Annotated in this window: 27 protein-coding genes and 2 pseudogenes; 20 read left to right on the top strand and 9 right to left on the bottom strand. The window is 42.3% G+C overall.

The window, feature by feature from the left end; all coding sequences use genetic code 11:
* Positions 1–48: 48 nt before the first annotated feature.
* Entirely contained in the window at positions 49–1,140 is a 1,092-nt protein-coding gene (locus VB740_RS23065) for a relaxase/mobilization nuclease domain-containing protein (protein ID WP_323202232.1), read from the bottom strand.
* Positions 1,121–1,519 carry a plasmid mobilization protein gene (locus VB740_RS23060; protein WP_323202231.1) on the bottom strand — a complete coding sequence of 133 codons (399 nt, stop codon included), beginning with the start codon at positions 1,517–1,519 and terminating at the stop codon, positions 1,121–1,123. Before VB740_RS23060 ends, VB740_RS23065 begins: the two co-directional genes overlap by 20 nt.
* Before the next feature lie 669 nt (positions 1,520–2,188).
* Between VB740_RS23060 and VB740_RS23055 the strand changes: the two genes are divergently transcribed.
* The 6 genes and pseudogenes from VB740_RS23055 (at position 2,189) to VB740_RS23030 (ending at position 7,742) form a co-directional block, all read left to right on the top strand.
* Positions 2,189–2,593 carry a hypothetical protein gene (locus VB740_RS23055; protein WP_323202230.1) on the top strand — a complete coding sequence of 135 codons (405 nt, stop codon included), beginning with the start codon at positions 2,189–2,191 and terminating at the stop codon, positions 2,591–2,593.
* A 289-nt stretch (positions 2,594–2,882) separates the two neighbouring features.
* Positions 2,883–3,331 (top strand): annotated as a pseudogene (locus tag VB740_RS23050) (fasciclin domain-containing protein).
* A 421-nt stretch (positions 3,332–3,752) separates the two neighbouring features.
* Positions 3,753–6,065, top strand: coding sequence for an NACHT domain-containing NTPase (locus VB740_RS23045; RefSeq protein ID WP_323202233.1), 2,313 nt, complete (start codon positions 3,753–3,755; stop codon positions 6,063–6,065).
* 403 nt (positions 6,066–6,468) lie between these two features.
* On the top strand, positions 6,469–6,924 hold the full coding sequence (locus tag VB740_RS23040) for a response regulator (protein ID WP_323202228.1): 456 nt from the start codon (positions 6,469–6,471) through the stop codon (positions 6,922–6,924).
* Between the two features lie 271 nt (positions 6,925–7,195).
* The gene (locus VB740_RS23035) at positions 7,196–7,390 is read left to right on the top strand and encodes a hypothetical protein (RefSeq protein ID WP_323202227.1); all 195 of its coding nucleotides are present in this window, start codon (positions 7,196–7,198) and stop codon (positions 7,388–7,390) included.
* A gap of 109 nt (positions 7,391–7,499) precedes the next feature.
* Positions 7,500–7,742 carry a hypothetical protein gene (locus VB740_RS23030; RefSeq protein ID WP_323202226.1) on the top strand — a complete coding sequence of 81 codons (243 nt, stop codon included), beginning with the start codon at positions 7,500–7,502 and terminating at the stop codon, positions 7,740–7,742.
* On the opposite strand, the gene VB740_RS23025 is transcribed toward VB740_RS23030, so the two are convergent.
* The 3 genes from VB740_RS23025 to VB740_RS23015 all read right to left on the bottom strand — a co-directional run bounded on the left by VB740_RS23025 (position 7,682) and on the right by VB740_RS23015 (position 12,592).
* Complete coding sequence (locus tag VB740_RS23025; protein WP_323202225.1) at positions 7,682–11,227, bottom strand: PriCT-2 domain-containing protein; 3,546 nt, start codon at positions 11,225–11,227, stop codon at positions 7,682–7,684. The two genes, VB740_RS23030 and VB740_RS23025, sit on opposite strands and share 61 nt — an antisense overlap.
* Positions 11,228–11,487: 260 nt before the next feature.
* Entirely contained in the window at positions 11,488–12,213 is a 726-nt protein-coding gene (locus tag VB740_RS23020; RefSeq protein WP_185585980.1) for a hypothetical protein, read from the bottom strand.
* Between the two features lie 145 nt (positions 12,214–12,358).
* Positions 12,359–12,592 carry a hypothetical protein gene (locus VB740_RS23015; RefSeq protein ID WP_185585979.1) on the bottom strand — a complete coding sequence of 78 codons (234 nt, stop codon included), beginning with the start codon at positions 12,590–12,592 and terminating at the stop codon, positions 12,359–12,361.
* 222 nt (positions 12,593–12,814) lie between these two features.
* Between VB740_RS23015 and VB740_RS23010 the strand changes: the two genes are divergently transcribed.
* The 10 genes from VB740_RS23010 (at position 12,815) to VB740_RS22965 (ending at position 19,384) form a co-directional block, all read left to right on the top strand.
* The gene (locus VB740_RS23010; protein ID WP_323202224.1) at positions 12,815–13,930 is read left to right on the top strand and encodes a ParM/StbA family protein; all 1,116 of its coding nucleotides are present in this window, start codon (positions 12,815–12,817) and stop codon (positions 13,928–13,930) included.
* Positions 13,931–13,933: 3 nt separating this feature from the next.
* Positions 13,934–14,167 (top strand): hypothetical protein, encoded by a 234-nt coding sequence (locus VB740_RS23005; RefSeq protein WP_193947674.1) that lies wholly within the window; start codon positions 13,934–13,936, stop codon positions 14,165–14,167.
* On the top strand, positions 14,164–14,388 hold the full coding sequence (locus tag VB740_RS23000) for a hypothetical protein (protein WP_323202223.1): 225 nt from the start codon (positions 14,164–14,166) through the stop codon (positions 14,386–14,388). Before VB740_RS23005 ends, VB740_RS23000 begins: the two co-directional genes overlap by 4 nt.
* The gene (locus tag VB740_RS22995) at positions 14,385–14,660 is read left to right on the top strand and encodes a hypothetical protein (RefSeq protein ID WP_323202222.1); all 276 of its coding nucleotides are present in this window, start codon (positions 14,385–14,387) and stop codon (positions 14,658–14,660) included. The genes VB740_RS23000 and VB740_RS22995 overlap by 4 nt, the downstream gene beginning before the upstream one ends.
* Positions 14,632–14,826, top strand: a complete 195-nt coding sequence (locus tag VB740_RS22990) for a hypothetical protein (RefSeq protein WP_323202221.1) — start codon at positions 14,632–14,634, stop codon at positions 14,824–14,826. Before VB740_RS22995 ends, VB740_RS22990 begins: the two co-directional genes overlap by 29 nt.
* 82 nt (positions 14,827–14,908) lie before the next feature.
* Positions 14,909–15,352: a hypothetical protein gene (locus tag VB740_RS22985; RefSeq protein ID WP_323202220.1), complete on the top strand. Its 444-nt coding sequence runs from the start codon at positions 14,909–14,911 to the stop codon at positions 15,350–15,352.
* A gap of 11 nt (positions 15,353–15,363) precedes the next feature.
* The gene (locus VB740_RS22980) at positions 15,364–16,080 is read left to right on the top strand and encodes a hypothetical protein (protein WP_323202219.1); all 717 of its coding nucleotides are present in this window, start codon (positions 15,364–15,366) and stop codon (positions 16,078–16,080) included.
* A gap of 21 nt (positions 16,081–16,101) precedes the next feature.
* Positions 16,102–16,650 (top strand): hypothetical protein, encoded by a 549-nt coding sequence (locus VB740_RS22975; RefSeq protein ID WP_323202218.1) that lies wholly within the window; start codon positions 16,102–16,104, stop codon positions 16,648–16,650.
* Positions 16,647–18,488, top strand: coding sequence for a hypothetical protein (locus tag VB740_RS22970; protein ID WP_323202217.1), 1,842 nt, complete (start codon positions 16,647–16,649; stop codon positions 18,486–18,488). The genes VB740_RS22975 and VB740_RS22970 overlap by 4 nt, the downstream gene beginning before the upstream one ends.
* A gap of 224 nt (positions 18,489–18,712) precedes the next feature.
* Entirely contained in the window at positions 18,713–19,384 is a 672-nt protein-coding gene (locus tag VB740_RS22965; RefSeq protein ID WP_323202216.1) for a response regulator transcription factor, read from the top strand.
* A gap of 239 nt (positions 19,385–19,623) precedes the next feature.
* Here VB740_RS22965 and VB740_RS22960 read toward each other — a convergent pair whose 3' ends face one another.
* Positions 19,624–20,460: an Rpn family recombination-promoting nuclease/putative transposase gene (locus VB740_RS22960; RefSeq protein WP_323202215.1), complete on the bottom strand. Its 837-nt coding sequence runs from the start codon at positions 20,458–20,460 to the stop codon at positions 19,624–19,626.
* A 374-nt stretch (positions 20,461–20,834) separates the two neighbouring features.
* Here VB740_RS22960 and VB740_RS22955 point away from each other — a divergent pair, with 374 nt between their 5' ends.
* From VB740_RS22955 to VB740_RS22940, 4 genes and pseudogenes are all read left to right on the top strand, one after another.
* Entirely contained in the window at positions 20,835–21,404 is a 570-nt protein-coding gene (locus VB740_RS22955; RefSeq protein WP_265278265.1) for a tyrosine-type recombinase/integrase, read from the top strand.
* Between the two features lie 374 nt (positions 21,405–21,778).
* Positions 21,779–22,087, top strand: a complete 309-nt coding sequence (locus VB740_RS22950; protein WP_323202214.1) for a hypothetical protein — start codon at positions 21,779–21,781, stop codon at positions 22,085–22,087.
* 176 nt (positions 22,088–22,263) lie between these two features.
* A pseudogene (locus VB740_RS22945) lies at positions 22,264–22,422 on the top strand (tyrosine-type recombinase/integrase); the annotation flags it as partial.
* A gap of 37 nt (positions 22,423–22,459) precedes the next feature.
* Complete coding sequence (locus VB740_RS22940) at positions 22,460–22,729, top strand: hypothetical protein (RefSeq protein ID WP_323202213.1); 270 nt, start codon at positions 22,460–22,462, stop codon at positions 22,727–22,729.
* A gap of 674 nt (positions 22,730–23,403) precedes the next feature.
* Here the strand turns inward: VB740_RS22940 and VB740_RS22935 are convergent.
* The 3 genes from VB740_RS22935 to VB740_RS22925 form a co-directional block, all read right to left on the bottom strand.
* Positions 23,404–23,850: a hypothetical protein gene (locus VB740_RS22935; protein WP_323202212.1), complete on the bottom strand. Its 447-nt coding sequence runs from the start codon at positions 23,848–23,850 to the stop codon at positions 23,404–23,406.
* 180 nt (positions 23,851–24,030) lie between these two features.
* Positions 24,031–24,681 carry a GUN4 domain-containing protein gene (locus VB740_RS22930; RefSeq protein ID WP_323202211.1) on the bottom strand — a complete coding sequence of 217 codons (651 nt, stop codon included), beginning with the start codon at positions 24,679–24,681 and terminating at the stop codon, positions 24,031–24,033.
* 1 nt (position 24,682) lies between these two features.
* A complete protein-coding gene (locus tag VB740_RS22925; protein WP_323202210.1) occupies positions 24,683–25,756 on the bottom strand; it encodes a hypothetical protein in 1,074 nt (357 codons plus the stop codon).
* Between the last annotated feature and the right edge of the window lie 66 nt (positions 25,757–25,822).

Raw genomic sequence — 25,822 nt, 5'->3', positions numbered from 1 at the left:
ACTTTTGGTCACGTTATGGTTCAAAATTTGGTCATGCAGGGGGTAAAATCACACTAATGCGCCAGTTTTTTCACCATCTAAATCACGCTTGATAAACAAAATATTTCGTTGCTCATCCATGTAAAGCAACTGATTATTATGTAATCCTTGCACAATATAATCTGGTATATAGCGTTTCTCGCTTAAGTACTTGTGCAACACTTGCCAAACAACTTTATCCTCTGGTGGTGGAGTGAACTGGGGCTGTTGCTGAAAGCGTTCAATTTCTTGAAGAAACTTTTCTAACTCCTCAACTGGGAGTGGTTTAACAGGTTTGAGCAGCAATTCATGAATAGGTTCATCATCACGTTCTGGTTGGTAGTCAATGCCAAGATGTTTTTGCAGGCCAGGGAAAGTGTAAGCTGCACCTAGTTGTGTGCCACTAAAAGCCTGCCCATCTTTCTCATAAGAAATACCTTTAGACTTACCGTTCCTAGTAAATCCTGTTCTGACACTAATGCCAGCTAACTGCAACCGCATAATCAGCGTTGGCATTTGGGGATTATCAACACTAGCCCTATCAATTGTCTGCTGAAGTTCCTCTTTAATAGTGCGTCCTGGTGGCTGCTCAAGTTTACCTAGTTCATATTCTTCTTGCTCTCGCCTTATACGCCTGATTTGCCCAGTGCTGGGTGTGCGATTCAGTTTTTCTCTACTACCTTGGACTTGCACCAAATTATAGTCAATTTCAATCTGTCGCAGGACTTTCTCAGAGCGTACATAATCCCAAGAATCATGCACTACTAGCCCTGTATCCATCCTGATGCGGCTGGCTGCAATATGGATGTGGTCGTCATCGGTGTTATGGTGGCGGAAAATGACAAACTGATTGGCATCAAAGCCCATCTCCTTCATGTAGCGATCGCCAATCTCGCTCCACTTCTCATCATCTAATTTATCACCCTTAGCTGCTGACAGTGAGACATGATAAACAACTCGGTCTGCATCAGAATTTAGTTGTCGAGACAGCTTAAATTCCCGCGCCAATTCTCGCGCATTTCTCCCGCTCATATTGCCGCCGATTAGTTTAGCATCTTCACGAGATTCCAAATAATCCAACAACTTGCGAAAACCTCTGCCTTTAGTCTGCTTCCCAATCATCCTCTTCCTCTTCCGAATCTTCGTCTTCAATGTCATCCGAGGCAATGTCTCGTCTACACTGGTGCAACAGTTCTAAAAGTTCTCGTAACAGTTCTGGATCAGCAGGTAAAGTTCGCCCAACTAAGAGTGCTGTGTTAGTTGCCTTTACAAGCTGATTGAGGTTGTTCCCGATTTGTCCTAATTCCCAGTATGTCTGCAAACTAATTTTACTCAGTCGTTTTGGTAACGGACGCATCAACGCATTACGCCTCATCAGTTCACTCGCTGACATTCCCGCGTCAAGTGATTTTATTCGCAGCAGATCCAATTCGATATCACTTAATCTCACTGGAAAAATATGCTTTCGGACTAGAGCTTTTGACTGCTTGCGGTTCGTCATAAATCAAGAAGATATCGGGACATTGCGAGGGGGGTTTTTCAAGGGGGGTTTCCCCACTTGAACCAGTCTGCCGTTCGAGCGCAGCGAGACAAAGCGTAAGCTTTGAGGCATGGCTGGCTTCTAGCCCAAATACGGGGGTGGTGAGGTGTTGTATATTACGGCTGTACGGAGGACACAGCAGGGGGTTGAAGGCAGGAGTATAAAGGCGTAGCCGTGCTGCTGATCATCCTACAACTTACAGGGGAGGATAGCAACGGCGTAGCCGGAAGTTGAATTAAATCAAGCAGGAGATCAATTCTGGTTCGGCGTAGCCACCATAGAGGAGATAAAAACGGCGTAGCTGCTATATGAAAATTCTCTGCTTCAGTGTAGCTGCCACACAATAGAATAGTCCGGCGTAGCCGTAATACTAAAAAATAATTCAGCGTAGCTGTTTTAAATAAAATTCTCTGATTCAGCGTAGCTGTAACAGTCAGATTGTTTAGCATTAGCTTGAATAATCAGACCAGCGAAGCTGCCACACTAAAAAGTATAAGGCGTAGCCGTGATGCGAAGAGGTAATTCGGCGTAGCCGCAATAGCCGATTTTTGTAAGATTTTGAAAATCAATTGGTACAAATTATTTCAAATAGCCGATAATTATCAGTTAATCGGGATTCACGAGATAACCATGAGTGAGCATCAGAATTCAGAAGTAATTACGAAGGGCAAGATTGATAAAGCCATCAATTTGCTGAAGTCACAGAAACCGAAAGAGCGGGAAGATGTATCGGACAGAGAGACCATCAGGAAAATGAGACGGTACATTGAGAAGCTGACCTCTGATAAGTACGGCTACACTTACGACGAAATTTCAGAGATGCTGAAGGGTTTGGGGATTAATTTGGCTGGCAGCAGAATCAAATATTTAATCGGTGAGTTGAAGAAAAGCAGTCGTCGCCGTCATCAGGCATCTGATAACGGCGATAGTAGTATGTCAGTTCAGGGGGCTACTGAAAATCAGCAGGCAGTTGTTGAAAGCAGCGAAAGTGAAGAAGCACCCGTGAAGAGTACGAGGGGTAAGAGTAAAAAATAACTACTTGCAGCAGAGGCAGCAACAACATAGAAACAATGGCATCCTAGTTTTACAATCTATCGCAGGTTTTACAGTGTAGGCAAACCAGATAAAAAAATTGAATTGTGGCTAACAAGATTTTTCCATTAACTCCAAATTTTTAACTCCTAAATTCTGGTGTATTCTAGTTATTTAATTTTTTAGCTCATATTATACAACTTATACGCTTCTCAATCGCTTACTCAAACATGATTTATAACACTAGGATGTCATACTAACAACTATTCATTACTAAATTAAATAAAACCAAGTGAAAGAAGAGGCTCATACTACTGATACTGCCGTTACCTCTGGTTCTTTTAGTACCATAGTTGATGCAATCAAGGCTGCCAATCTGATAGATACTCTCAAAGGTGTTGACTCGTTTATCTCCTCTGCATCCACAGATCAAGCTTTTGCAAAGCTTCCAACAGGTACTGTAGAGACATTGCTTAACAATATTAATAAACTCCAGGAACTCCTGACATATCACATCGTTTCCGGCAAGGTGATGCCCATAAAAGCGATTGAAGGCTCAAGCTTTAAAATTAACCCTTTCAATAGTTTCAATCCAGATTATGAATCACAGCCTCACAACCCGATGCTGTTGATGATAACGGTGTCATCCACATCATTGTTGATTCCTCAGCCAACAAACGTATAAATAATAACGTGTGTAGTCTAAAAACTATTTATAGTCACTACCTCACGACTGTCTAGATATGTTTTCAGGAACTCAAGCAAGTTAAATGTTATACCTCTCTCTAAACCTCTCTCCTAAGAGGAGAGAGGTTCGTTTTATATTTTTTGAGGTTGTTTAACTTAGTAAATACTTTTAGACGGCGACATCATTTATCTTCAAATTTGCCTGATCAATAAAAACAACATCAGCTAAATTAATTTGGCAATTTATGTTTTAAAAACGAAACATTGTTTTAATTCAGCATTGGCAAATCTTCTAATGTATAAGATAAATGTATAACGTTTGAGTTTGTCGCAAAAATTTAAAAACTTGAGAGTAACTCTGGGATTTTGTATAACTTTAAGCAGTGAAAATGCTAGTATCATATAAAAACCTATAATATTGCAGATATTAATAAAAGTTAAAGTTCATAGATTTGAGGAGCAGGGTTTTTGTCCTATGGTCAAGCGATCGCTCCAAGCATCACTCACTGGGATTCAACAGGCTAAAAGAGCATTTGCTTTCAAGGGATGGACACAAGACAATCTAGCAGTAGAAGTCAACCTCAAGACGAGACAACCAATTTGGCGGTTTTTCAGTGGTCGTCCGGTTGAGCGTCATACCTTTATTGAAATTTGTTTGGTGCTGGAACTGAATTGGCGAGAGATTGCTAGTAATCCTCCGGCAGAATTCTTGGAACTAGAAGAATACACTAAGCCCTCTGTCCTGGATATTGATACATTAGTGCAACAAGTGCGATCACAACGCTTCGACAAAATTCAAGACCAGTGTGGTATTTTGCAGTTATTGGATATTAGCCGTCCCGTTGCGATCAATGACATATATATTGATGTGAATATTTTGGAGGAAATTGTTAGTCAACAGTGGTTAGAAATTGCTGACATCCAAAACCTCAATCGAGAAGAATTTGACCACTTTGGCTTAGGCGAAGTATCCCTAAAACAAATACCCGGTATGCGGGCAGTAGAAACCTACCCCAAGCTTAGGGTGCTAGGAAAACCAGGAGTTGGTAAAACCACCTTTTTGCAACATCTTGCCATTCAATGTAACCAAGGTGCATTTGCAGCCAATCAGGTTCCTATTTTCATTGCACTGAGAAATTTTGCGGAAGAATCTAAAGTTAGCAACGAATTCAGCCTATTAAATTACATCCGCCAAGAGTTTGTTATATCTGGAATTTCAGATCCGTCAATAATCGAAACCTTGCTTAGTGCAGGTAGAGTGTTACTGTTGCTTGATGGTATGGATGAAGTTCTTAATCAACAAAGCAATGCTGTCTTAAGCGAAATTCGCAGATTTTCAGATAAGTATCACAAAAATCAGTTGGTGGCGACTTGTCGAACAGCAGCTCAAAAGCTCAGATTGCGAGGCTTTACTGATGTTGAGATTGCTTCATTTACCTCACAACAAATCATCGCTTTCGCTCAAAAATGGTTTGTGGCCTTTACCAAGACAAATATTCAAGATGGTCAGGCACAATCAGTTCAGTTTATTCAGAAGTTAGACTTAGATGAAAACTGGCAATTTCGCCAACTCGTAGTTACACCCCTATTTCTGCATCTTGCCTGCTGGGTGTTTCACGGTCAAGAAAAATTTCCGACTAAACGGACTGACTTTTATAAGCAAGGTTTAGACCTTCTATTGGGCAAATGGGATGAAGCCAGAGGCATTGAACGGGATGATATTTATCGAGGGTTTTTGTTACCACAAAAGCTCAAGTTATTGAGTCAGATTGCAGCGGCGACATTTGAGCAGAGTCAGTACTTTTTTGAGCAACGCATCGTTGAGCAATACATTGGTGAGTATATTCAGAATCTGACTAATGTGCCAATGGATGCAGAGGAACTGCAAATAGAAAGCGAAGCGGCGCTGAAAGCAATCGAGGCTCAACATGGGCTACTGGCAGAACGGGCGCGGGGAATTTTTTCCTTCTCCTATCTAGCATTTCAAGAATACTTCACGGCAAGGAAAATCGTTGCCAGCCATAACCTACAGGCATTGGAGCAAGCGTTGGGAGGGCTAGTGGGTCACATCACTGACCCGCACTGGCGCGAAATCTTCTTGTTAACAGCTACCATGCTCAGGAGTGCAGACGGGCTGGTACAGTTGATGAAGCAACAGATTGATGCACTGGTTGCCCAAGACCCTTATTTACAAGAGTTTTTGGCCTGGGCCAGCCAAAAATCTCGTACTATTCCAAGCCAATCAAAAGATGCGACAGTTCGAGCATTTTACCTAGCATTGAGTCGGACTCCTAACATAGCTTCTCAGTTTGCCTTAGCCAGCAGCCTCGACCAAGGCATGTTTCTGGATGCGGCATTAAATAACCTGCTGCTAGAGTGTGCAATTGAAGGGAGCCAAGACTTTGCCCACATCCACGCCTGCGGAGATGCTCTCTCGAACATTCTGGGTATTGTTCTGGATGTTGGACTTTATAAATCTCTGCAACAACTCTCTGACCAATTTCCAAATTCTCGTCAAAGTCAAGAACGGTTTGGGCTATGGTGGCAAACGAACTATTCAGCCTGGGCTAAACAGTTAAACATGACGGTGATTAATTACCGCAACATTAACCACCAGTGGCAGTTTAGCCTTGAGCAACAGCAAGTGCTGCAACGCTACTATGATGCTAATCAGTTACTACTCGATTGTCTGCATAGCAATTGTGAAGTGACATCTGCTATTAGGCAGGAAATTGAAGCCACTTTATTGTTGCCTCAGAAGGAACTTGAGGACAGGGAATGGCAATAATTCTTTTGGTTAATTACGCAAATAGGTTGGCTACCAAATTAGTTTTTATTACGTTTTGTATCGTAGTTAATCAACTAATCTAGTAAATCAAACAACACCTTGCCATATTACAGAAAGTTTTTCATTTGATTTCTAGCAAAAATCCATCTTTCGGTACTTTTCTTTGTGACTACTCTTCTCCTGAGCCAGAAGCTGCATATAGCTTACTTAGAGTGGTACGGAAACGTTTCCAATGAATGTACCTTTTCACCGAACAAACTAGAGACGCGTTAGCGGGGCGTACCCCTGCGGGGAAGCAAGCTACGCTATAGCGTCTCGTAGAGAAGCCCAGTGCAATTTCGCATCTCTACTTACGGATTTTTCAGATCACTTTGCACTTAAAATCCTAATGGCAGGTCTTGTTATGAATTTAATCAATGGCTTTTGCTTGACAGTTGGGATACTCAAAGGTGTAGAAGTACTCATTGTAGACAACGATCGCGACAGTAGAGATTTGTACGCATTTTTACTCAAAGACTTGAGCGCACATGTGATTACTGCTGGTTCCGTAAAAGAAGCTTTAGAAATTTTGAGTTGGTTCACGCCCAATATTCTTGTCTGTGAAATTAGGTTTTTAGGTGAAAGTATTTATACATTGCTAAATACATTGAGTGCTATGGAAGCAGACAATGGAAATCATATCCCAATCATTGTGACTTCAACATCTACCACAGGTACTCATGACCAAATTCCAGATGTAGAGTTTGAGGAATATTTACTCAAACCATTCGACCTTGACAAATTTGTTTTCATAATTAGGAATCAAGTACAGGAAGATGTAGCAAAAAATTATTGCCCCGATGTATTAGTTTTACACTAGTAGACTGTGCCGGAAGTTTGCTTACCTCCTGTGATTACATACGAACCATCTCAATAGTAACGGATGAACTTTACTTAGATAGAGTGATTATCGTATACAAAAAAGCAAATAAGTGAAGGTATGCGCTAGCCACTTTTCATCGTCGTCTAAGTCAGCCAAATTTTTATTACTACCGCTATTAAGACTATCTAATAGCAGAAGTAATATTTTTTCAAACGTAGCCCAGCCCTAGAAGCATTACAATTCTCAAAGCTTTAGTTTAATTAGACTGATGACGTTCACCTATTCTCTATACCCAGATAATTGGTCAGAAATTGCCACGGAAGTTAAGCAACAAGCCCAGTGGCGTTGTCAAAAATGCGGGTTACAGTGCATTCCTCCTGGTGAAAAAACATCACATACAACACGCTCAAAACGCAGGGTGTACACCCTACAAGTTCATCATTGGGACAGAAACCCAGCTTAGAACCACAGAAGCAACCTTATAGCTCTTTGTAGTGCTTGTCACCTTTTATACCACAGGTGTGGGAAATCAAATGTTTCACCGGGGCAGCTATCTTTGTGGTAAATAAGTCATGGATGATGATACTCAAGAACTAATCGCAATTCAGCAAGAACTTTCAGGAATCAGCGATCGCCTGAGAAAGATTTTTCCGTCAACTCATCCCCAATTTGACAACGTGTTTGAAGACGTGGGTGCAGCTGGATATTACATTCGGGAAGCTGGTTATCGTCTGGAATCAGTTCTTATGACTGTTCAAGGTGATAGCGCAGGTTCTGCGAGTGACCCAGAGATTGAAGAAACTGAAATTGAGTAAACTTCAGTAGGCAAACAACTCACGAAAGTCATCAGCAAGTCAGCCCTAACTTGAGGGGTACATCCGTGTAAAACTCGCCGCATCGCCCTAGTACTAAAAACTTCGGCAACTTCCGCCACCCCCTCTAACAGGTGATCTGGTGATGACTCCGATTCAGCAATCAACATCGGAAAGTATGTACGCGCTAGCCACTTTTCATCCTCGTCTAGGTCAGCCAAATTTTTATTACTACCGCTATTAAGACTATCTAATAGCAAGAGTAATAATTTTTTAAAGTGCTGCCAGCCCCCCCAGCGTTGGGTAAATCGGCTCACCCATCCTTGGGTAGTGTCTATGATTTTGGCTATAGCCTTTTGTCCAATTTTCTGGTGTGACTGCCAAAGCTGGGTAAACGCTTTGACGATGGCGTGTCCCGTCTGCTGGTCGCGGCTACCAGCTTCAATGCAGAAGTCGCAGGCATCAACGCTTTCTAATTTCACCCCTGGTAATTCACGATCGAGAAAACCCAAATCATAGTCAGCGCAGAAGTAGAATGTTAGCTCCACATTGGGGCGACGATGAGCGCGTAATCGCCCAATCTCTTGGATGATTTCTGCACGGATCAGGTCTGTGAGATACTTTTGGAAAGCGCTGTTTTTATCTTCCAGGTTGACTGGTTCACCAGTCATCACCTGATATTGTGCTGCTAAAACACCGATGTTTTGGTAGGGAATGCCAAAAGAAGCGATCGCATCACACTCACTAAAGCGATTAACACCACGCCCATCGACAAAGTGACCGTATTCTGTGCGGCCCTCGGCTTGGGTTGCAATCTGTTTCCAATCGATAATGCCAAGGTTGGGACAGAGTTTTTTTAAGGTTTCTTTGAGGGCATTGACACGGTTGCTAAGTGGAAGAGAGCGATTTTTGGGCAGTTTCCCCAGCCCAGTGACGTTGACCACTTTTAAATTGCTGTAGTCTGGGCGTTGTTGCTCAATTATTAATACAGGCTCATCGATGCCCAGTTTCAATTTCAACTTGTGAGATTTGAAAGTGGCATCAAGATAAATATTAAAGTTCGCTGATTTGGCCAATTCAGTATGCTTGGGGTTTCGGCGGTAAATGCTGAGTACACCCCATTGAGATTGGAAACTACCATCACCTTTCCAAGCTTCGAGGAAGTCAGGCAACCAGTAATTAGGCAAGTCAAGAAATTCCCTGCCTGCCGTTCGTGCGCTGTCTTTAACTACCTTTTTGGCAGCATAACGAGCCGCAGAGCTTTTTTTGAGTTGTTTATCTTGGGTAATATCAATTGAATCCAAGTCTTCTAAGAAAGTTAAATCAGGTTCAGAGAAAAGCTGAATCGCTTCGATATCTAAGCCTGTGGGGAAAGGGGGCAGCAGCGCACGGATGCTGGCATCATCAAAGCCGTAGCGGTCATTCGGTTTAATTTGCTGAGTTAACAGTTGGTGTAAAACTAAGAGTGCAGGTTGTAGCTGTGATAGAAGATTTGGTTCTAACAGTAGCAGTTTGCCGACAGTAGTTTCAAAATCGCCTCGGTTCACATCAACCGAGCGCACGGGCTTGATAAGTGTGCCTGCTTCTTCCCATAACCGCCCAACGGTGAAAGTTTGGTCAGCAGCGTTAGTTAAGGTGACTGGTGTAGAGTCTGGGTGCGCTCTGAGTTCAGAATAATTTTGAATTGCTGTGCGTTTTTGAAAGCGGAATCCAAAACCGTCACCTTTTGCGAAACGGCACTGATTTTTAAGGGAACAACCGCCACAGATGGGACTAATGCCGCTCTCTTCAAAATCAAGGCTGCTAAAATTCTTGTTGCGGAAGGCGTTAAATAAGTAAGTTCTGTGACAATTGCCGTCAGTGTCGGCAGTCTCACCCGCTTTAGTCCACAGTTTAAAGTCCTCACCTGTAGGAGTTTTGCGAGTGGGATCTAGTTTAAAGCCGTTGTGTCGCACTGGCAAATCAACAAAGTTTTCTTCAATGGGCAGTGTAGATGGGTTTCTGTGGTTGGCATCCTGGTAAATTAGTTTATCAACACCGAATAAGGCCGCCGTCAATTGCCCCGCATTGTAAGACTTGCCCAGTCCAGGGTGGGAATTATCTAAGATTTGTGTCCAGCCCTTAGAAACAGCTTCCACCCAAGCAGCAATATGTTCCTCTGGCTGGCAGGAGATAGAGATATTGCCTGTAACTTCAGTTATGTACGGGATATTGCCGGGTTTGTAAATAATTACATTGGGCGAAGGCGTGTCAATTTCAGGTAAGGGCTTTGGTGTTGGTGGGGCTTTAAATCCTTTAAATATCGAACTAAATGGAGCGATTGCTTGCTTCAATAAATTTTGGAAGCTGCTCAAGTCCTCTCTAACTCGCCCAAGCTCCCACTGTTCACGGTTAATTACTCCTTTGGGCTGGTATGCTTGGTACTGCCGTTGCGGGAAGCGAAAGCCATACTGTTTGGCAATGTGAAACAGTGTACCGATTGAGATTCCCCCACGTCTAAAACTGCGAATCTTAGCGCGAATGTTCCAAGTTGAGCCTTTGATACTGGGCGACCACTGCTCGGCTATGATTTCCGCATCTGTTGCCCCATAATGATTAACCAGTGCCATCAACACCTGACGGCATTCGTCATAGTTACCGCTTCCTGGGGTACGTGGTGGGATGAATGAAAGAGCGTTTTGGATTAGCTGGTCAATGTCCCAGCCTTCAGTGAGGGAAATCTCACGCCACTCTTTACGCCGTGACTCAATTTCTTGAATTCTTAGCTGATACTCAATACGTTCCTGTTGCGCGATCGCAATCGCCTCACTTATCCATTCTGCTGGTAAAGTGGCTTCAGGGTTGACCAGGGGGAATTCTGCTTCTGTGCTGCCGTAGAAAACACGACTTGCATCTTTACAAGCTGGATCATGCGGTAACTGCTGCATGAGGAAGCGCGTACAAGCTTCTACAGTATCAGCGCCTTGGACATATTCGGGCAGAAGGAAAACCAACCGGAATTTATGCCAGTCTTGTTTGTGACTGGCAGTGGTGTACATTAAGGCGCAGTGTTTTTTAATGAAGGGATGGACTAGCGCTTCTTCTATGGTTAATTGGTGATCGTAAATTTTGATAGAATTACCGTTTGCGTCCTTAATCGGATTGCCATAAGCATCACGGGCAACATCGGAATTATCAATGTCAATTAGTAGCCAATGAGAACCGATGACGTTGGCCTTACTGCGCCATTTTCCCCCTAACAGTCCGGCACAGATGGCGTGACCTGCTTTAATGTGGTGCTGGACATCGGCTAGAGTGCCTTCTACATCAATGAAGTTACCGGCCAGCTTCTTAAAGTCCCAGTCTTTGTTTCTGCCAGTGGCGTTAAACGCAAACTTGATTATGCGACTCTCAATCAACTCAAGTTTTGTCTTTACAGCAGAATTTGCCCCTTGAGCATCTGCTGATTGCGGCGATACTGAGTTATGAGATTGTTGTAATGGTGACATGAGAGCTATTCCTCCAGTTTGTGTGTTGGAGGAATTGGAGCTATCCCGAAAGTAATCTTTTAGTACAAACGTTCAGAAATCGAATTTGATAAAATTCCTGAGTTGCCGTTTTTTGTGTAGCCAGTGTTACAATCGCTTAACACTCAAAAAGGTTTGATAAGATTACTATTAGGGATATTAATTAGGCGGCGAAACCTATACCCCAATTCCAATTGAAAGCCCGTTTGTCTCATCGAGACTTAGGGTTTTCAGCTTTTAGCCTATTCGTACTTGGCTAACCAAGCCTTGATGAACTCGGTTACTTCCTCCTCTTGAATTACAAACGTAGTACCTTTTCTCCTGAGAGCCAGAATTTTCATACTGCCCATCTCAGAATAAAGATGTGGGTTGTGGTCAGATGCTGCCTGAGTTGGACTCCATAAGACCAAAACTTTTCCTGTCGGTGTTTTTGTTACCTCTTTCGAGGACATTCCAAACAAATCTCTATTTTTAGTCAGCCATCTCTCGTAATCCGATAGCTCAACTAATGGGCAGGGTTTCCAGGTGGTTAAACCATTTTTATCTTTCTTTTTCACCTGTAGAATTTCCCTTTTTTCGTTGTAGACCACCTGACTATCTCCCCGTGAACGAATGGAGATAAACAGATGTGTCTTTCTCGGAAACCTAATAAACAAGTCGATGGGGTTCTTGTCTTCGGGCTTTAGCACTGGAAAGACTTGTATACCCTGGCTTTTAAACTCATTCAAAAGTAGGGCTGTTAATTTTTCCAGCCGCGCAAGTTTTTGAATTCGTATCAACGGCTTGTAAGCCAATCCAAAAAGAACCCATCCAAATGGATGAATTATGCCTCCTGTAGCCAGCGCAGCAGCACCAGCCGCTAGAGCTTGAGTGGACGCATAGTCTTTCGCCTCCCTAAGCATCTCTAATGCCGGTTCGTTGTGCGGCGGGAGTTGAAAATCGGTTGGTGGGTCTTTCACTGTAGTCATTGGAGACAACAAAATTAATGATGTGAAATTATACGAACTTTACTGATAGTAATGTTTGACACTGGATTTTGAGCAAATAGCCCTACTTTCTGTAAATAGGCCAGAATTTCCCTTAGAGCGTTTTTTTCTGATTGGCTTTCTTTGGTCATGCTGTACCCTTACCTTTTTTGCCCTTGGGTGTGGAGGAAGGTTGCTCATGATTTGCTAGCCAAAGGCTAATTGCTTCATCTAGTGCATCGCTTTGGGTTATTTGCAAAGCAGTGCAAGCAATTTTAAAGTTTAAAGCTTTCTCCTTTGGTATGTACCCGCTAACTTGAGTGAAATTTGGATCGTCTCGTCTTGTTACCACATCACTGTTTTCTATTTGTTCTGAAAACATTTTGACATTACCTCAAGAAAATTAGTAAAACATTACTTCATTACTTCATGAAGTAATGCTATCATAACACTAGCAAGCCAAAAAACGACGCATAACATAGGTGACAGAAGCCGGAAAGCGAAGTGATGGCAAGCCCTTAACTGGATATGTGGATTTAAAGCGATTGAGTCTCTAAATTCTCCAAAGCCAGAAAAATCAAGACTTTTACCAATCATCTGAACCATGACAGCTATATATTCCAATGCCAAAAATTGGCTAGTTCAGGCAGACTTGTTAGCCAAATCCGGGCTAACTGACCTCATCGCCGGAAAAGACTCAGGTGCAGGATATGGCAAGGCAATCATCGGTGATTTTTCCATCATGATGCCAGCCGCATACTCACTTGTTCGCAACCGAAACATCATGCACCACGAAACCATCTCAAAAGATGGGGCATGGGTGCGTTATGTACAAGGAACGCGGCTTGACTTAAAAGATGTTCAATTCTTCTGGGGCAGTGCGGCTCTAGCTCAAAGTGACCACACCCTGCTACACGAGGACAAAGCGAAAAAGGCAGAACTGGCGTTAGAAAGCATCCTTGCAGACTTAGCAGTTCTGAATATTCCCGATGAAGTCAAGCTAGAAATTAGTTTGAGCAATCACAACCCAGAACGCTGGGGCCAAGAGATTAAGCGCCGAGTAGAAGGGACTCACACCTTTGAACATCTGCACCCTGTAACTCGTTCCATTGTCACCAAGACAGTTGAGATTGTTGTTACAGGCATTTACCCCGAAGGATTCGGAAGCATTGCCCACTGCTTATTTGGTGAAGCATCCCTGGTACTTGACCCGTCAGAATTAGCGATCGCTCTTGATATCGGTTCATCAACTTGGCTTGTAACCGTGTTCAACGGTAGCGGTGCGGTGATTGACCGTCACCTGATTGAAGGTGGAGCGGGTGAACTGCATACCATGATTGCAGAGGCACTAGACAAGCGAAACGACCGAGTGAGTCTGCTATCCAAGGATGTGAAGCACTCGCCCAGTCTCGTTAACCAGGGAATTGTAGAAGGGACTTTCACTTATGGCGGCAACCACCTCACAGGTAAGAAGTTTGAAACCGAGTACAGCCAATGCCTTGATCAGTGGTGGAGTAACAGGATTGAGAAATTCGCCAACTTTGTGACTGCTGGCAATTATCTAGACCGTGCGAAATACCTTGTCGCCTGGGGTGGGGGTGTTTCGCTGCCAGTAGTGGATCAGAACCTAGCCGATTTAGGTTTTGTGGTCTTGAATAATCCCCAATTCATCAATGCCTTGGGGTTGAAACTATTAACTCAAATATCGAGGGGAGCCTAATCAATGAATTATGAATCTCGGCGTATAACCATCTCCTACCTAGCAGTAATTGAATTGTGCAAGATTTTTGATTTACCCCAAGATGCACCGACACAAGCACTTTCAGCAGGTGTAGAGAAGCTGATTTTTCAACACGGCAATGTGCAAACAACGCCCAAACCCGAAACAGCAACATCTACACAGCCAAATAAATCAGCACTTAGCGCAATGGTCACTAATTTCAAGGGGGCAGCATGAGCAGAAACACATTCAGAAACACGGTTTTAGGCATTGGAGCAACAGCAGCAGCGTTAGCCCTTGGCTACTTCGGAGTGCAGCAGCTTGGCAGAAACAATATGTTCACTATCGCCGCAGCCGTGGGTGGTGCTGGGGCCATCAGCTATGCAGTTCAAAAGCCAAACCAGCCAGAAGCGCCAACCGCACCAATCAAAACCCAAAGGAGAAGAAACAAGTCATGAGCGACCAAGACACCATGCACACACAACCATCGCTAACAACAACCGAAATAATGACCATCATCCTCGGTTGCGAACAGACTCTAAGATTTGTGCAAGCATCGCCAAATTACAAGCAAATCGAAGCGTCTGAGCGGTTCAGCACATCGAATGACCTGCGTTTGGGTGATGCTGTTCAAGCCTTGATGGAGATTCACGAAGCAATCCTAAATATCGAGTTCTATTCCCAAGTTGAGGGACAAACTTATGCTTTCAACGACAGCCTTACAACGTAACCACCTCTATGAATTCCGTGGTCAACAACTGCGCTACAGCCACCTTTCTAACTCTAGAGTCAATGCATCTTTCATTTTCAATGACTCGAAAGCTAGACGCTTTGAACTAAGCCAAAACCAAGTGCAGAGGGAGGTTTTTGAATTAAATGAGTTTTGTGAGAACTGATGATGAAGCGATTGCATCGACGACCAATCACTGCAATCGCCCATCTGTGCATCGAAACTACACACATTTTGGATTCTAACAAATGACACTCGATTACAAAAATCCCAATGATTGGGGCAAATCACCTCTGACTGACCGCGCTTTGAGATTAGATCAATTCAAAGCAGAAAATCCTGAACAATGGTCAGCAATGATTTCGGCAGATATTTCGGCACTCTCCACACCAATATTCGAGAGTGAAGATTACCCCCCCTTTACCGGGACGGAATTTCTAGCAACTCATTCAACTATTGATGAGCATCCATACTCTGCTGCATTTGGTCAATTCTTGGGTAATGGTATTGACGCGGACATTGCAAATATCTTGGCGTTTGGTGAGAACAGATTTGATTTAATCTCTGATGATTTTGACGACCCCGTAAGGCAATTAGCAACGAGAATTTATAGCCGATTTGAAGAGATTGGTTACTGGGATGAAGTGCCCCAAGAGTCGAGTGATATCAACTACGACTACATACCTTATTAGGAGTTTTAGCAATGGACTTTGCAATACGTAATCCGGTAGTTGGTCATAGTTCCCATATCGATGAAAAAGCGCAAGCATGGGGAGGATTTGAGTCTGATATTTTGGGCTATCTCTCTGATATCAATAAGCTCGAACAGTTCGCTGACTATGCGAATAATGCCCAAGAATTATCTGACCGATTAGAGCCTTTCTTAGATAACGCCAAGGTCGTCTTTGAGGCGATGGAGAAGTTGACCAAAGGACAAGTTACCTGGGTCGAACTTCGTAAACAATACGGCTCTCATGTTGCGGGTGCTATCGCCAAAATTCGCAAACTCAATTCGGAATTTGATTCAGAAATGAGTAAGATAGATGCCCAAGATAGAGCCGACTTGCTGCGAATTGATCAGAAACGTAAGCACGCACTGACCGAAGTTGCCGCCCAACTTCACCACGATTTGCAAGCAGAATTGTGGAGGCATGAAAACAAGATTAGCGGCATCGAAAATAAGCAAACTGTGCAAGCAGAACGGCAAGCAATCACTACAGGATTGAGAGAGAAACGCCAACAACTTTTAGCTCGTGCGAGGTTTGGCTCACGGGCGCTGGAGCCAAATCAAACACCCCAGGAAGTGATACCAATTCAATCCCAAAATCATGCACCAGCATCTAGTGTTTCAGCAACAGGAACAGTTCGCGGTTGGGGTGCGATGTTGGGTAACTTGTGGCAGAAATTAGGCGACAGATAATCAATTAATTAGGTAAGGCTGATGCTAGTAAGGAAACGAAATGAAGATCCTCATAGCGTCAGCCCTTTTTTGCATGAAGGGCTGGCACAAACACCACAATCAACTAAGCAGCATCAACAACCCGAACAGCCACAACAATTACCAGAAAATAATAGAGGTCGGACATTTAGACGTGCTGGTAATGCTTGTGAAATTGTCGCTGGCAGTTGTCTAAATAGTGCAGTTATTTTCACATTTCATCTGCTACAAGTTCACCCAGTTGGAATGTTCCTTGCTGTTGGCACTGCACACTTGTATTTTACTGCTACTGCAACGGGTGAAGGGTTTAATAATTTCGTCACTAATTTAATGACTGGTTGCAGTGCATCACTGGCGTTATTGTGTGCGCTTAGTGAACCGATTGGCGAGTGGAATGAAGCGAGAACTTCTACTAGTACAGTTAAGACTTCTATTGAGTCAGTTTATAAGCCAAAAACTGCTGAATCTTCAAGTTGGATGGATGGTGCAGGAGTGGGCATATTTCTAGCGATATTAATGCTTTTTCTATTTGGTGGTAAAAAAGGTAAATGAACTATCTATCTGAGAAACATAAACAGTTATCCGAGTCGCAACAATCGGGTTTAATGAAGTGGTTCGGACAGTTGCCGATGGATAAAAAAGCTGTTGCAATTGGGCTGAGTTTAACTGTGGGAATTAGCTCGGCTGCGATGGCTTGGAAAGGGGAGTCAAGCGACCGCATTTATTTCTGCCTTCGGACTCCCCAGAAAAAATTGGTATGTCAGGATCAGAATAACAGACCATTCCGCATGACCCCCTATTACTGGGAGCAATGGAAGAGTGATGGAATGCCGCGCCAAATAGTGCGTAACCCAGCTATGGGGGTAAATGGGCTGGTGAAGGCGACTAACCCATACAAAGCGTTTTGGGCGTTTGGGGGATTCCTGGGGTTTGCGCTTGCTGGGTGGATGCTTCGCCATTGTCAAAATGAGGAGAAGCAGAGGGCAGTTTTTGAGGACATCGCCCAAAAGCGGGATGCTGCAAAAGCAGAGATGGCTGCACGTTCCGAGTTGTTGGACAGCTACCGAGACGTTGCTGTTAGAGAAGTGGAACTACAAGCCGACTTGGATCTAATCGCCAACGATCGCACAGTTGACATCCAAAAAGCTGAGATTTACGCTCACACGGAAATTGAAGTTACCCAAATGGAGGCATCCGAGGCTATCTTTGAGGCGCAAACGGCTGGGATGACCGAGCAACAGAAAGCAGATTACATTAAGCAGTTGCGCGAGATGAAAACGCCCTATCTGCAAGGGAGTCAGACTCTACAGGGGACGATTGACCCCAACGATAAGGTTACTGGATCTGAGCCAGGAGCGATTGCAGACGGCGACAAATATCGCTGGATCAAAAACACCATCGGCTACCCAACTTTGATATTTGGTGGCATGGGTGCGGGTAAATCGTGGACTACTAGAGAGATTATTTGGAAAAAAGTACAAGCTGGGTGGAACATCGTAGCGCTTGATCCTCACGGCACTATTGTCGAGTGGCGAGGTGTGAGGCTGATTACTGGCTACAAAGAAATAGCCGAATTCATGCAATGGTACATGGATGAAATGCGCCAGCGCTATGAAGATTACCGCAAGAGTGGATTAACAGAGGAGCAATGGACAGAACAATTACGAGCATCGGGCAAGATGCTATCAGTTATCTGTGAGGAATTTACGACCTGGACAGATAACATTGTTGAGCCAATGCCAGACGATTGTGAGGATGAAAAATGGAAGCCCGACCCTGATTTTGTTGGCAGGTGGTTTCGCTGTGCCATGACTGAATCTCGCAAACAATTAATGATTCCTTTGTTCGTAGCTCACGACCGCACAATGGAAATCTTAGCCAAAGCCAAAGGGTTATCAAAACTTCGAGATGCGGCACTCTTAGAAGTAGAACTAATTGCAACTATTGACCCAATTACCACAGAGGCTAAAGCGAGTGGTCAGGGCAAGATTAAATTACCTGGGCATGGGCAATGGATTGATATTGAACTGCCTAAGCTCGACCACAAGCGAATTGATTTTCGGCTTGATAAACCTGTGACCAGTAATGAACCGCCAACAATCGATAAAGCTACTTTAGAGCGGATTTATGAACTGGAATTCAATCTTGGTAACAAGGCAGGTGATACCCAAGATGCACCTAATAAACTATCACCAATGGCGCAAAAACTGTATGAATATCTCACCAGAACTGAACGAATAGAAGCTGATGTAAGAGAGTTCAAGGGCAATTTTAAAGTGAACGGTGAGAGATTCACTGTAGAGCAAATCAAGGGCTGGATGTATGAAATTGTGGGGGCAGGATTGGCGGACTGGATAGCCGAGGGTGTTATCAAGCTTAATCAAATTTGACTGCCATCGGTGTCTGGTGTCTGCTCCCAAAAACCCCCTTTTTTTGCGGACATCAGACACCAGACACTACAGACACCAAAGCTCAAAACCCTTGTATAGCATAGACACCAGCAGACACTACCCCAGACACCGCCCAGACACCAAGTGTCTAGTATGTGTCCGCTAGACACCAATAAGAAATAACCGAAGAAACAGCCATTTATTATTAGAGGATTATCAACATCATGCTGAAAATAGTAATTGTTGAACCAGAAATATTCACTCTCTTAGGCATCAAAGGCGCTATTTCACAATCTCCTGATATAGAAGTAACTGGTGATGCTACCAGTGGAAAGCTAGGTTTTCAGTTAATTGAACAGACCAACCCTGATGTTGTGTTAGTTGATTTACTCTTACCCGACATGAGTGGTTTAGAACTGACTCGCTCAATCAAAAGAAAGACTAATAGTAAAGTGGTGATTTTTACTAATCAGACTCATTCCGACTTTATTAAGTCAGCTTTCCATCATGGGGCTGATTCTTATATGCTCAAAAGTGCTGATGTAGAATTGATTGAACTAGCCATCAAGAGAGCTTACTTTGATGAATGCCTGCTTGACCCTAAGCTGGCTAAAAAACTGTTAAAAAGCCTTGATAAAAATAGATATATTGACCCTAGCTTTGCTGACAAAAACTTGCTTGATTCTCCCACCGAACGACAAATACAAGTCCTGCGTTTACTGGCTCAGGGTTTAGGTTTTGAACAGATTGCCAAAGAAATGTTTCTCTCTGTTAGTACAGTCAAACATTACGCCAGCGATTTGTACAGTAAATGGCACGTCAGGAACAGTTATGAGGCTATAAAAAGAGGGGCGATGCTTGGTTATATAGACTATAACTTGATTGTGAATGAATGATGTATTGGTGAGGAGAGCGAAAGAATTAAGTCGGGGAGTGGTGGTAGTTAACTTTTCTCTATCTTCCTTCTTAAGAGCGGCTGGCTACCTACCCATGTTCATTACCCTTCTTAAAAAAAAGCCTTTGGTGATGATAGACAGAGATTCTGTCGAACATCTTTAAGTTCTGCCTTTAGCTTGTTCACTCAACTGCTAAAGAGTAAATTGACGAATCAATTCCTGCGTTTGTGGTGAAAATTTTAACTATTTTCCTGCTGTTCTAATAAAGTTACCAAATCAGATATTGCAGAAAAATCCATAAATTCCTCACCCAGTACTTCCAATTGTTCAGTAGACAATCCTCGAATCCGTTCAATTATCGATGCATCTATCTCACCAAAACGCCGATTTAATTGACGCATTAAAAACCGAAAAGCTTCAAGTTGTTGTCCCTGTTGTTGTCCCTTTTGTAAAATATCCTGATAAATTACTGACTCTTGCATCACATCCTCGCTTAAAAATTGCCGAATCAATTCCTTTTCAAACTTTAAACCAGCTAAAATCTCTGCGTAAGCCGCAATATCCTGCCTAGTATTCCTATCAGGAATTCTAGCAACACTCTGGGCAACCTGCGATAGCAACCTTTGGGGTGAGGTTGTTCGGGTTAATGGTGCTAAAGGTAATAATGCAGGATTATCAAGAAATAGTGCTGATTCTTGTTCCCACATCCGCAAGGCTCGATAACGGTGAGTTGTTGTCTCCGAAACATATTCTTCAGTAAAAGCAATTTCGTTATTTGTCTGTTGTAAAAAAATTACTACTTGGGTGACGGGGACGTTATATTGACGTATTAACCTCACGGAGTAATCCAGCATCCTGAATGGAAGCGGCGGATTTGAGATGGTGCGCGTTTGAAATTCGATGTGTAAAATTCGATCTTGTGTTTGCAGGAAGGTAACAGAATCTGCACGGATTGGTTCTAAACTCAATTCGGTCTTAAGTACCTTAACTTTTGTCGGTGCTTGGGCCAGTAACCAACTAACAAATTCTCTTGGGTATTTTTCAGCTAAAACCTTACAAACGTTGTCAAAACTCACAATCTACACCCCATTTCACATTTATTTACAGTTGCACGCACGGTCTACACCATATCTAGACGCTGGCGCAGAGAAAATTGATATCGGTTTTGATAGCAACGATTTATCAACTCTTGGTATAGAAGCGAGTATAGACAGTTGAGACAGCCGCAACATGAGCAGATCCTATTGGTGCGGATTATACCTGATTGAGGGTAATGTGCTGCTCTCCATAAGCAAGTTTAATCAGCCAACGAGACAATGCGGGTTGTAGCGGTCGTGCTTGAGGGCTGATTCATAAGTCTAGGTTAATCGTGTGTCATCGCTCACGAGAGAATAGGCTTTTTGGTCAGTTACATTGTTTTATTGGGTTTAGACAATGTAGGCTAGAACCTATGAAAATAAACCGGTTCGGCAGGGCAGAAATCCTTACCCCCGATCAAATCAATCTCCTATTTAACGAGGGCTTTGTCAACCCACGCGATCGCGCTTTATTTGGGGTGTGCCTTTACGCTGCCTGCCGGATCAACGAAGCTTGCACGTTGGCAGTGAAAGACGTATTTGGCAGCAACGGTGTCAGAGGCGTGTTAGTACTACGCAGTGTCAACACCAAAGGCAAGCGAGACACAAGGGAAATTCAAGTGCATCCGAAGCTCAAGCAGTATCTAGAAGAGTACAACCCCAACCGTCGCAAGGAGTTCTTGTTTCCTGGGCGGCATGGGTTGTTACATATTCACAAGGTCAGCGCTGACAAAATCCTCAGAGATACCTGTGTGCGGTTGGGCATTGAGGGCGTTAGTACTCACAGCTTTCGGAGGACGGCGTTAACTAGGATGAGCGATGCCGGAATACCGTTGCGCCACATTCAGGAGATTTCGGGGCATCGGACTTTGGCTGCTTTGGAGCGTTATCTGGGCGTAACTGAGAAGCAGAAGCAGAACGCTATCTCTGCTTTGGATTTTTGAATAATGTAGGGAAATAAGCATTTCCCTACATTTGACCCCACAGGTGACACCCTCGCCAACATTAAAACCTTATTGGAAGAAAAACGCTGGTGGTTCGCCCAAACGCCAGAAGCTCTGCAACATAACAGTTTACAGACTTTAGTCAGTCAAGGATAGTGGATTGCCAATGGCTGAAATGGACTTTTGAGATAAGTTTGCCAAAATGAAGGGTAGAACTCTTGTAATAAGGTCGTTTCATCCCCAAGGGGTTTTCTAATAGGGGTTCTAAAGATATAATCCCTATTAGGGATTGAAACTCCTAAAACTTGTAGAAAGACTAACAATTTCCGCTAGGAAATTAACAAATTTAGAAATCCCCGAAAGGGATTGAAACTATGTTAAGCGTCACAAAACCAAACTTCGGATTACGGATCAGGAACATCGTCGCCCCCAAAGAAAACGAGCAAATGAGGGCGATTGCTTATAGTATGGATTTGCTAATCCCTGGTTTATATGTGTGGCTCCCAGGATTTAATATTCGGATTGGCGGAAGTATCCCTGATGATTTACCTTACAAATATCCTGGTAAGATTCACAGTCTGGCTGGCATTGCTTTAGTATTACCTGGATACAAGATATTTACTACGTATCAGGGAACCTATGACCCTAGAGAAGCACCAAATACAAGGAATACCGCAATTTAACTCTAAGGTCATAGACTCCAGTCAATTTGAAGAAATGATGCAAAAAGCTGGTTACTTCATAATGGGAAGTTCTCCAGCGCAAGGTAACAGGATTAAAGTCTGGTGGACGCATACTGAATATCAAAGAGTTGAATCAATATACAGTCCAGACAAAACAAAAGTTATAACGGCGTATCACGTTTAGGCGAACTACCCTCACGCAGATGTCAAGCGCGGGAATACCTTTGAGAACTATTCAAGAAATATCTGGTCACAGCGACTTGGGGACGTTGCAGCGTTATCTGGAGGTTACGCCAGAGCAGAAGCGAAAGGCTGTTTCTGTGATTGGGTTTTAGATGGGCTAGATTCTGCTTATCCTAAAAATAAACTCCCATGCCCCGTCAACCTCGTGAAATAAAACCAGATTACTGCTACCACTGGGGAAGTAATTTTCTGCCCAAAGTTATTAAGCACAAAGGTAAAAAGACATCGCCAGGGCAGATGCGATTACCTTGGGTGGAATGGGAGTTTGAAGATTTGCCAGTCCGTGAGGTGGCTGAACAGTCTGTTGGGTTGGCGATAGAGGAACTTGAAATTTTACGTGTTCGTGTTTTGTCTGAACTGAAATTGGGTAAGCAAGCTACTGGGTATAAAACTGCTTAGAAGGTTCTGGGGGTAAATGAGCAATCGTACAGAAAGTTACGCTAAGGCTGTAGCCTTTACTGGATAAGCATTCTGCAAATCAATATTTTTCGCAATTCTCGATGTACCAATTAACCTATAGGTTATTTAGTACAGCTTTATTGTACGGCACAGTAAGGATTTGAGGCTTTTAAATTTCAGACAGATCAATTGGTACAGGTTTATAAGAGGCGATCGCAATATTCAAAAGGCTAATCAATTCCTTAGCGTAAGTTTCTGTTCGACTGCTCATTTCACCCCGTTCTCAATCGTTTCATTGCTGAACTAATCGGTTCAGTTTAGCTGTTTGGGGAATTCGCCAACGGTATCCGTATCTCGGCTCAAGACCTATTAAAGTTCAACCTGGCACGACGGGATTCTTCGACTTGTTGGTGGAGCGTAAGGGCATACGTAAAGGAAAGCAATTTCTTGAGAGAGAGCTATTCAAGTTCGACGGACAAAAATATGTTAGGGACTTCCAAAGAATAAATTATTCCAAGAAAAACAAGAGACAGTTTTGAGAAATGGAAACGACCAAAACCTTAATATCAAATGATGCAAGGTCGTGTCTCTTGAAAACGGTCGTTTTTGAGAATTCAAAATGCGGTCATATTTTCTGTTTTAATCTGTCCGCAATGAAACACGAAGCATTAAATTTATTTCTCTTGATATAAAAGTTGAACTCCATATTCACAAGAAATTTTTCTACAACCTCGCATAATAACTACAAGTTGATATGTATCGCTCTCTCTAACCAATAAACCTACTTTTGCGTTTGTACTATTACCCTTATCAGAATCAATTTCATTTCCATCACGGTCTAACAATAATAAATCAAGGTCTTGACATTCATTATCATCACAAGATGCAATCATATTATAATTATAACCTCTGGTTAAGTTATACTTGATAAAGGTATATGTATTACCAGGCAAAACATCATAGTATGCTTTTAAAGCCGCTTTATAATTCAAGGCTGATAAAGCTAGAGCTTGACCTACCAAAGAAGCTGTAATATTACCGTCGGCAGATAAAGCAACGCTAGCATTCAGGCTTAAAAGACCAATGGATGTTATCAGGGGTGCTACAATCCTTTTCAACATTATTCTTCCCTCTGTCAAAGTCTTTGTTATGAGTGATGCAACCTTCTTGATTGCTTCTTATTTGTGTTTCTGCACCCATTCAGTGTTTTTACGCAAGGGAAGAAGATCGTTACAAAAGTTTACTTTTGCTGGTCTAATGTTATAGTTAGATGCCTAAGCCAGGAAGTCCCTAAATTGTGTCTAGAAAATCTGACAAGCTCTGGCACCATAAAACAGATAAAACAGATCACCCATCGCTGATCTATCACCTCCATTGAATGTGACATTGCGATTACGCCCCCAACTAGGGAGATGTCCCTGAGGAGCATTTAACGTGAAATTTAAACTGGTGTTCCAACCAAGCTGTTCATTAAATTGATCGTATACATCATCAAAGACTGCACCATGATCTGCTTGCATACCTCCCAAACTTTCCAAAATAGCTGCTTGAACACTAAAGCCAAAGCGTCCATTGCTAGACTCTAGCCAAAGCTTGTTAATTTTATGTAGTTCTTTACAAGGAAACTTTTCTATCCAGTTTGAATCTTCACTTGGATTTTCTATACCTTCAAAATCAGATACTTTTGGTTTAGATACTTTACGAGAAATAGCAAGCATGATCTTATCAGTTTCTTGATCTGCTTCTTTCCATCTACCAGCAGCTAGAAGATTTTGTAATTTGGCATACTTTCCCTTCCCAAAAAATTTAGTGGCAGAGGTTACAATCACTTCAGAGTTATTAAAATATAGCTCTTTGCTTATTTCTTCTGGTAAGGCTATCACTGAGATGGGATATATAGCCTTAATTGCAAAGATTATCGTAGTAGATACAAATGTTAATATCAATCTCATATTAAATATCCTGAAGACGTGACTTGCACCACAATGCTAAGTGAGCCATTAGAGGAACTGCTATTGTTTCTTGATATTGTTCAATAAGTTCATCAACTTTTGATAAAAATTTAGATTTTCGTTCGAGAGAGTCAAGTGGTTCATTGGCTAATGAACCCATCTTAAAAAACAGTAAAGATTTTGATTCAAATTTATCTATAGCTTTTCGATAAGCATCTAGCACCTGATTCTTGTCATAATCAATATATGCTGATAGAAACAATTCAGGTTGTCCACCTCGGTTTAACTCTCTAAGAACTCCTAGAAATTTGACTTGACTTTCAGTAATACTAGATGGTTCTAGTCCGATTTCTTCAAACATTTCTCTTAGAAATGCAGGTAATAATTTATCAGCGCTGAATTCTTGTTGATAAGTTGGAATATCTGCTTTTGTTAGTGTTCCTGAAGCTGATGAACAAATTTGATTAGGACGAACTAGGGTATGGGCAGACCTCTTTTGGAGAATTAGAGTTCCATCTGATGTAAATATCAAAATATTGATTCCCAATATATTGGCTAATGGAGAGTCTTCAAGTTCCTCTAATTGATAATTGTTATCTCTGATGTGGACTTTCTCTCTTAATGAGATATGGTTTTTATTTAATTTTGCATCCAAGCAAAGGTTAGTTTGAACATAATCAAAGTAGTCAGATGTTTGAAGTTGAAACAAAATACATTTGGAATTTGTTGATTTTTGCTGAACTTTTATTGAAACAAGCCTGAGACAAGTCTCATTAAATAGTTTGCGTTTGTGTAAATAGATAAATTTTTTATAGAGTTTAAATATTTTCTCAGCTTCCAGACTCTCATCTATTTTAAATTTATGAGAAGTTAATTGAAAGTTAATTTTGCTTAAATCTAAATTTTCCTTTGTGTTATCAAAAACAATAACTTGTGGAAGTGATCGATAACATCCTTGATAGTAGATATTTAATAAACCAGTTTGGTTTTTATAAATTTCTTGCCAGTTTTCAAGTTTCCAGTCGAGGAAGAAATCAGAGAAAAACCACTTTGGTAATATTTTTTTTAAAATCATAACGGCTTATATCAAGTTAATTTAATTACTAGTGATTTTAATTACTTAGAAAACTTACCGCTTCTG

Source organism: Nostoc sp. UHCC 0251, assembly GCF_034932245.1.
In the GTDB taxonomy this organism is placed as follows: domain Bacteria; phylum Cyanobacteriota; class Cyanobacteriia; order Cyanobacteriales; family Nostocaceae; genus Nostoc.
The sequence above is the reverse complement of the archived record's forward strand: the minus strand, read 5'-3'. Positions and strand labels throughout refer to the sequence as shown.

Coding starts and splice junctions, on each gene's coding strand:
- VB740_RS22965 (WP_323202216.1), top strand. CDS start 18,713: ATGCTGAAAATAGTAATTGTTGAACCAGAAATATTCACTCTCTTAGGC.
- VB740_RS22940 (WP_323202213.1), top strand. CDS start 22,460: ATGCCCCGTCAACCTCGTGAAATAAAACCAGATTACTGCTACCACTGG.
- VB740_RS23010 (WP_323202224.1), top strand. CDS start 12,815: ATGACAGCTATATATTCCAATGCCAAAAATTGGCTAGTTCAGGCAGAC.
- VB740_RS22975 (WP_323202218.1), top strand. CDS start 16,102: ATGCTAGTAAGGAAACGAAATGAAGATCCTCATAGCGTCAGCCCTTTT.
- VB740_RS22980 (WP_323202219.1), top strand. CDS start 15,364: ATGGACTTTGCAATACGTAATCCGGTAGTTGGTCATAGTTCCCATATC.
- VB740_RS22925 (WP_323202210.1), bottom strand. CDS start 25,756: ATGATTTTAAAAAAAATATTACCAAAGTGGTTTTTCTCTGATTTCTTC.
- VB740_RS23020 (WP_185585980.1), bottom strand. CDS start 12,213: ATGACTACAGTGAAAGACCCACCAACCGATTTTCAACTCCCGCCGCAC.
- VB740_RS22930 (WP_323202211.1), bottom strand. CDS start 24,681: ATGAGATTGATATTAACATTTGTATCTACTACGATAATCTTTGCAATT.
- VB740_RS22950 (WP_323202214.1), top strand. CDS start 21,779: ATGTTAAGCGTCACAAAACCAAACTTCGGATTACGGATCAGGAACATC.
- VB740_RS23035 (WP_323202227.1), top strand. CDS start 7,196: ATGACGTTCACCTATTCTCTATACCCAGATAATTGGTCAGAAATTGCC.
- VB740_RS23040 (WP_323202228.1), top strand. CDS start 6,469: ATGAATTTAATCAATGGCTTTTGCTTGACAGTTGGGATACTCAAAGGT.
- VB740_RS23065 (WP_323202232.1), bottom strand. CDS start 1,140: ATGATTGGGAAGCAGACTAAAGGCAGAGGTTTTCGCAAGTTGTTGGAT.
- VB740_RS23000 (WP_323202223.1), top strand. CDS start 14,164: ATGAGCAGAAACACATTCAGAAACACGGTTTTAGGCATTGGAGCAACA.
- VB740_RS23060 (WP_323202231.1), bottom strand. CDS start 1,519: ATGACGAACCGCAAGCAGTCAAAAGCTCTAGTCCGAAAGCATATTTTT.
- VB740_RS22935 (WP_323202212.1), bottom strand. CDS start 23,850: ATGTTGAAAAGGATTGTAGCACCCCTGATAACATCCATTGGTCTTTTA.
- VB740_RS22970 (WP_323202217.1), top strand. CDS start 16,647: ATGAACTATCTATCTGAGAAACATAAACAGTTATCCGAGTCGCAACAA.
- VB740_RS22985 (WP_323202220.1), top strand. CDS start 14,909: ATGACACTCGATTACAAAAATCCCAATGATTGGGGCAAATCACCTCTG.
- VB740_RS23015 (WP_185585979.1), bottom strand. CDS start 12,592: ATGTTTTCAGAACAAATAGAAAACAGTGATGTGGTAACAAGACGAGAC.
- VB740_RS22990 (WP_323202221.1), top strand. CDS start 14,632: ATGCTTTCAACGACAGCCTTACAACGTAACCACCTCTATGAATTCCGT.
- VB740_RS22995 (WP_323202222.1), top strand. CDS start 14,385: ATGAGCGACCAAGACACCATGCACACACAACCATCGCTAACAACAACC.
- VB740_RS23045 (WP_323202233.1), top strand. CDS start 3,753: ATGGTCAAGCGATCGCTCCAAGCATCACTCACTGGGATTCAACAGGCT.
- VB740_RS23030 (WP_323202226.1), top strand. CDS start 7,500: ATGGATGATGATACTCAAGAACTAATCGCAATTCAGCAAGAACTTTCA.
- VB740_RS23055 (WP_323202230.1), top strand. CDS start 2,189: ATGAGTGAGCATCAGAATTCAGAAGTAATTACGAAGGGCAAGATTGAT.
- VB740_RS22955 (WP_265278265.1), top strand. CDS start 20,835: ATGAAAATAAACCGGTTCGGCAGGGCAGAAATCCTTACCCCCGATCAA.
- VB740_RS23005 (WP_193947674.1), top strand. CDS start 13,934: ATGAATTATGAATCTCGGCGTATAACCATCTCCTACCTAGCAGTAATT.
- VB740_RS23025 (WP_323202225.1), bottom strand. CDS start 11,227: ATGTCACCATTACAACAATCTCATAACTCAGTATCGCCGCAATCAGCA.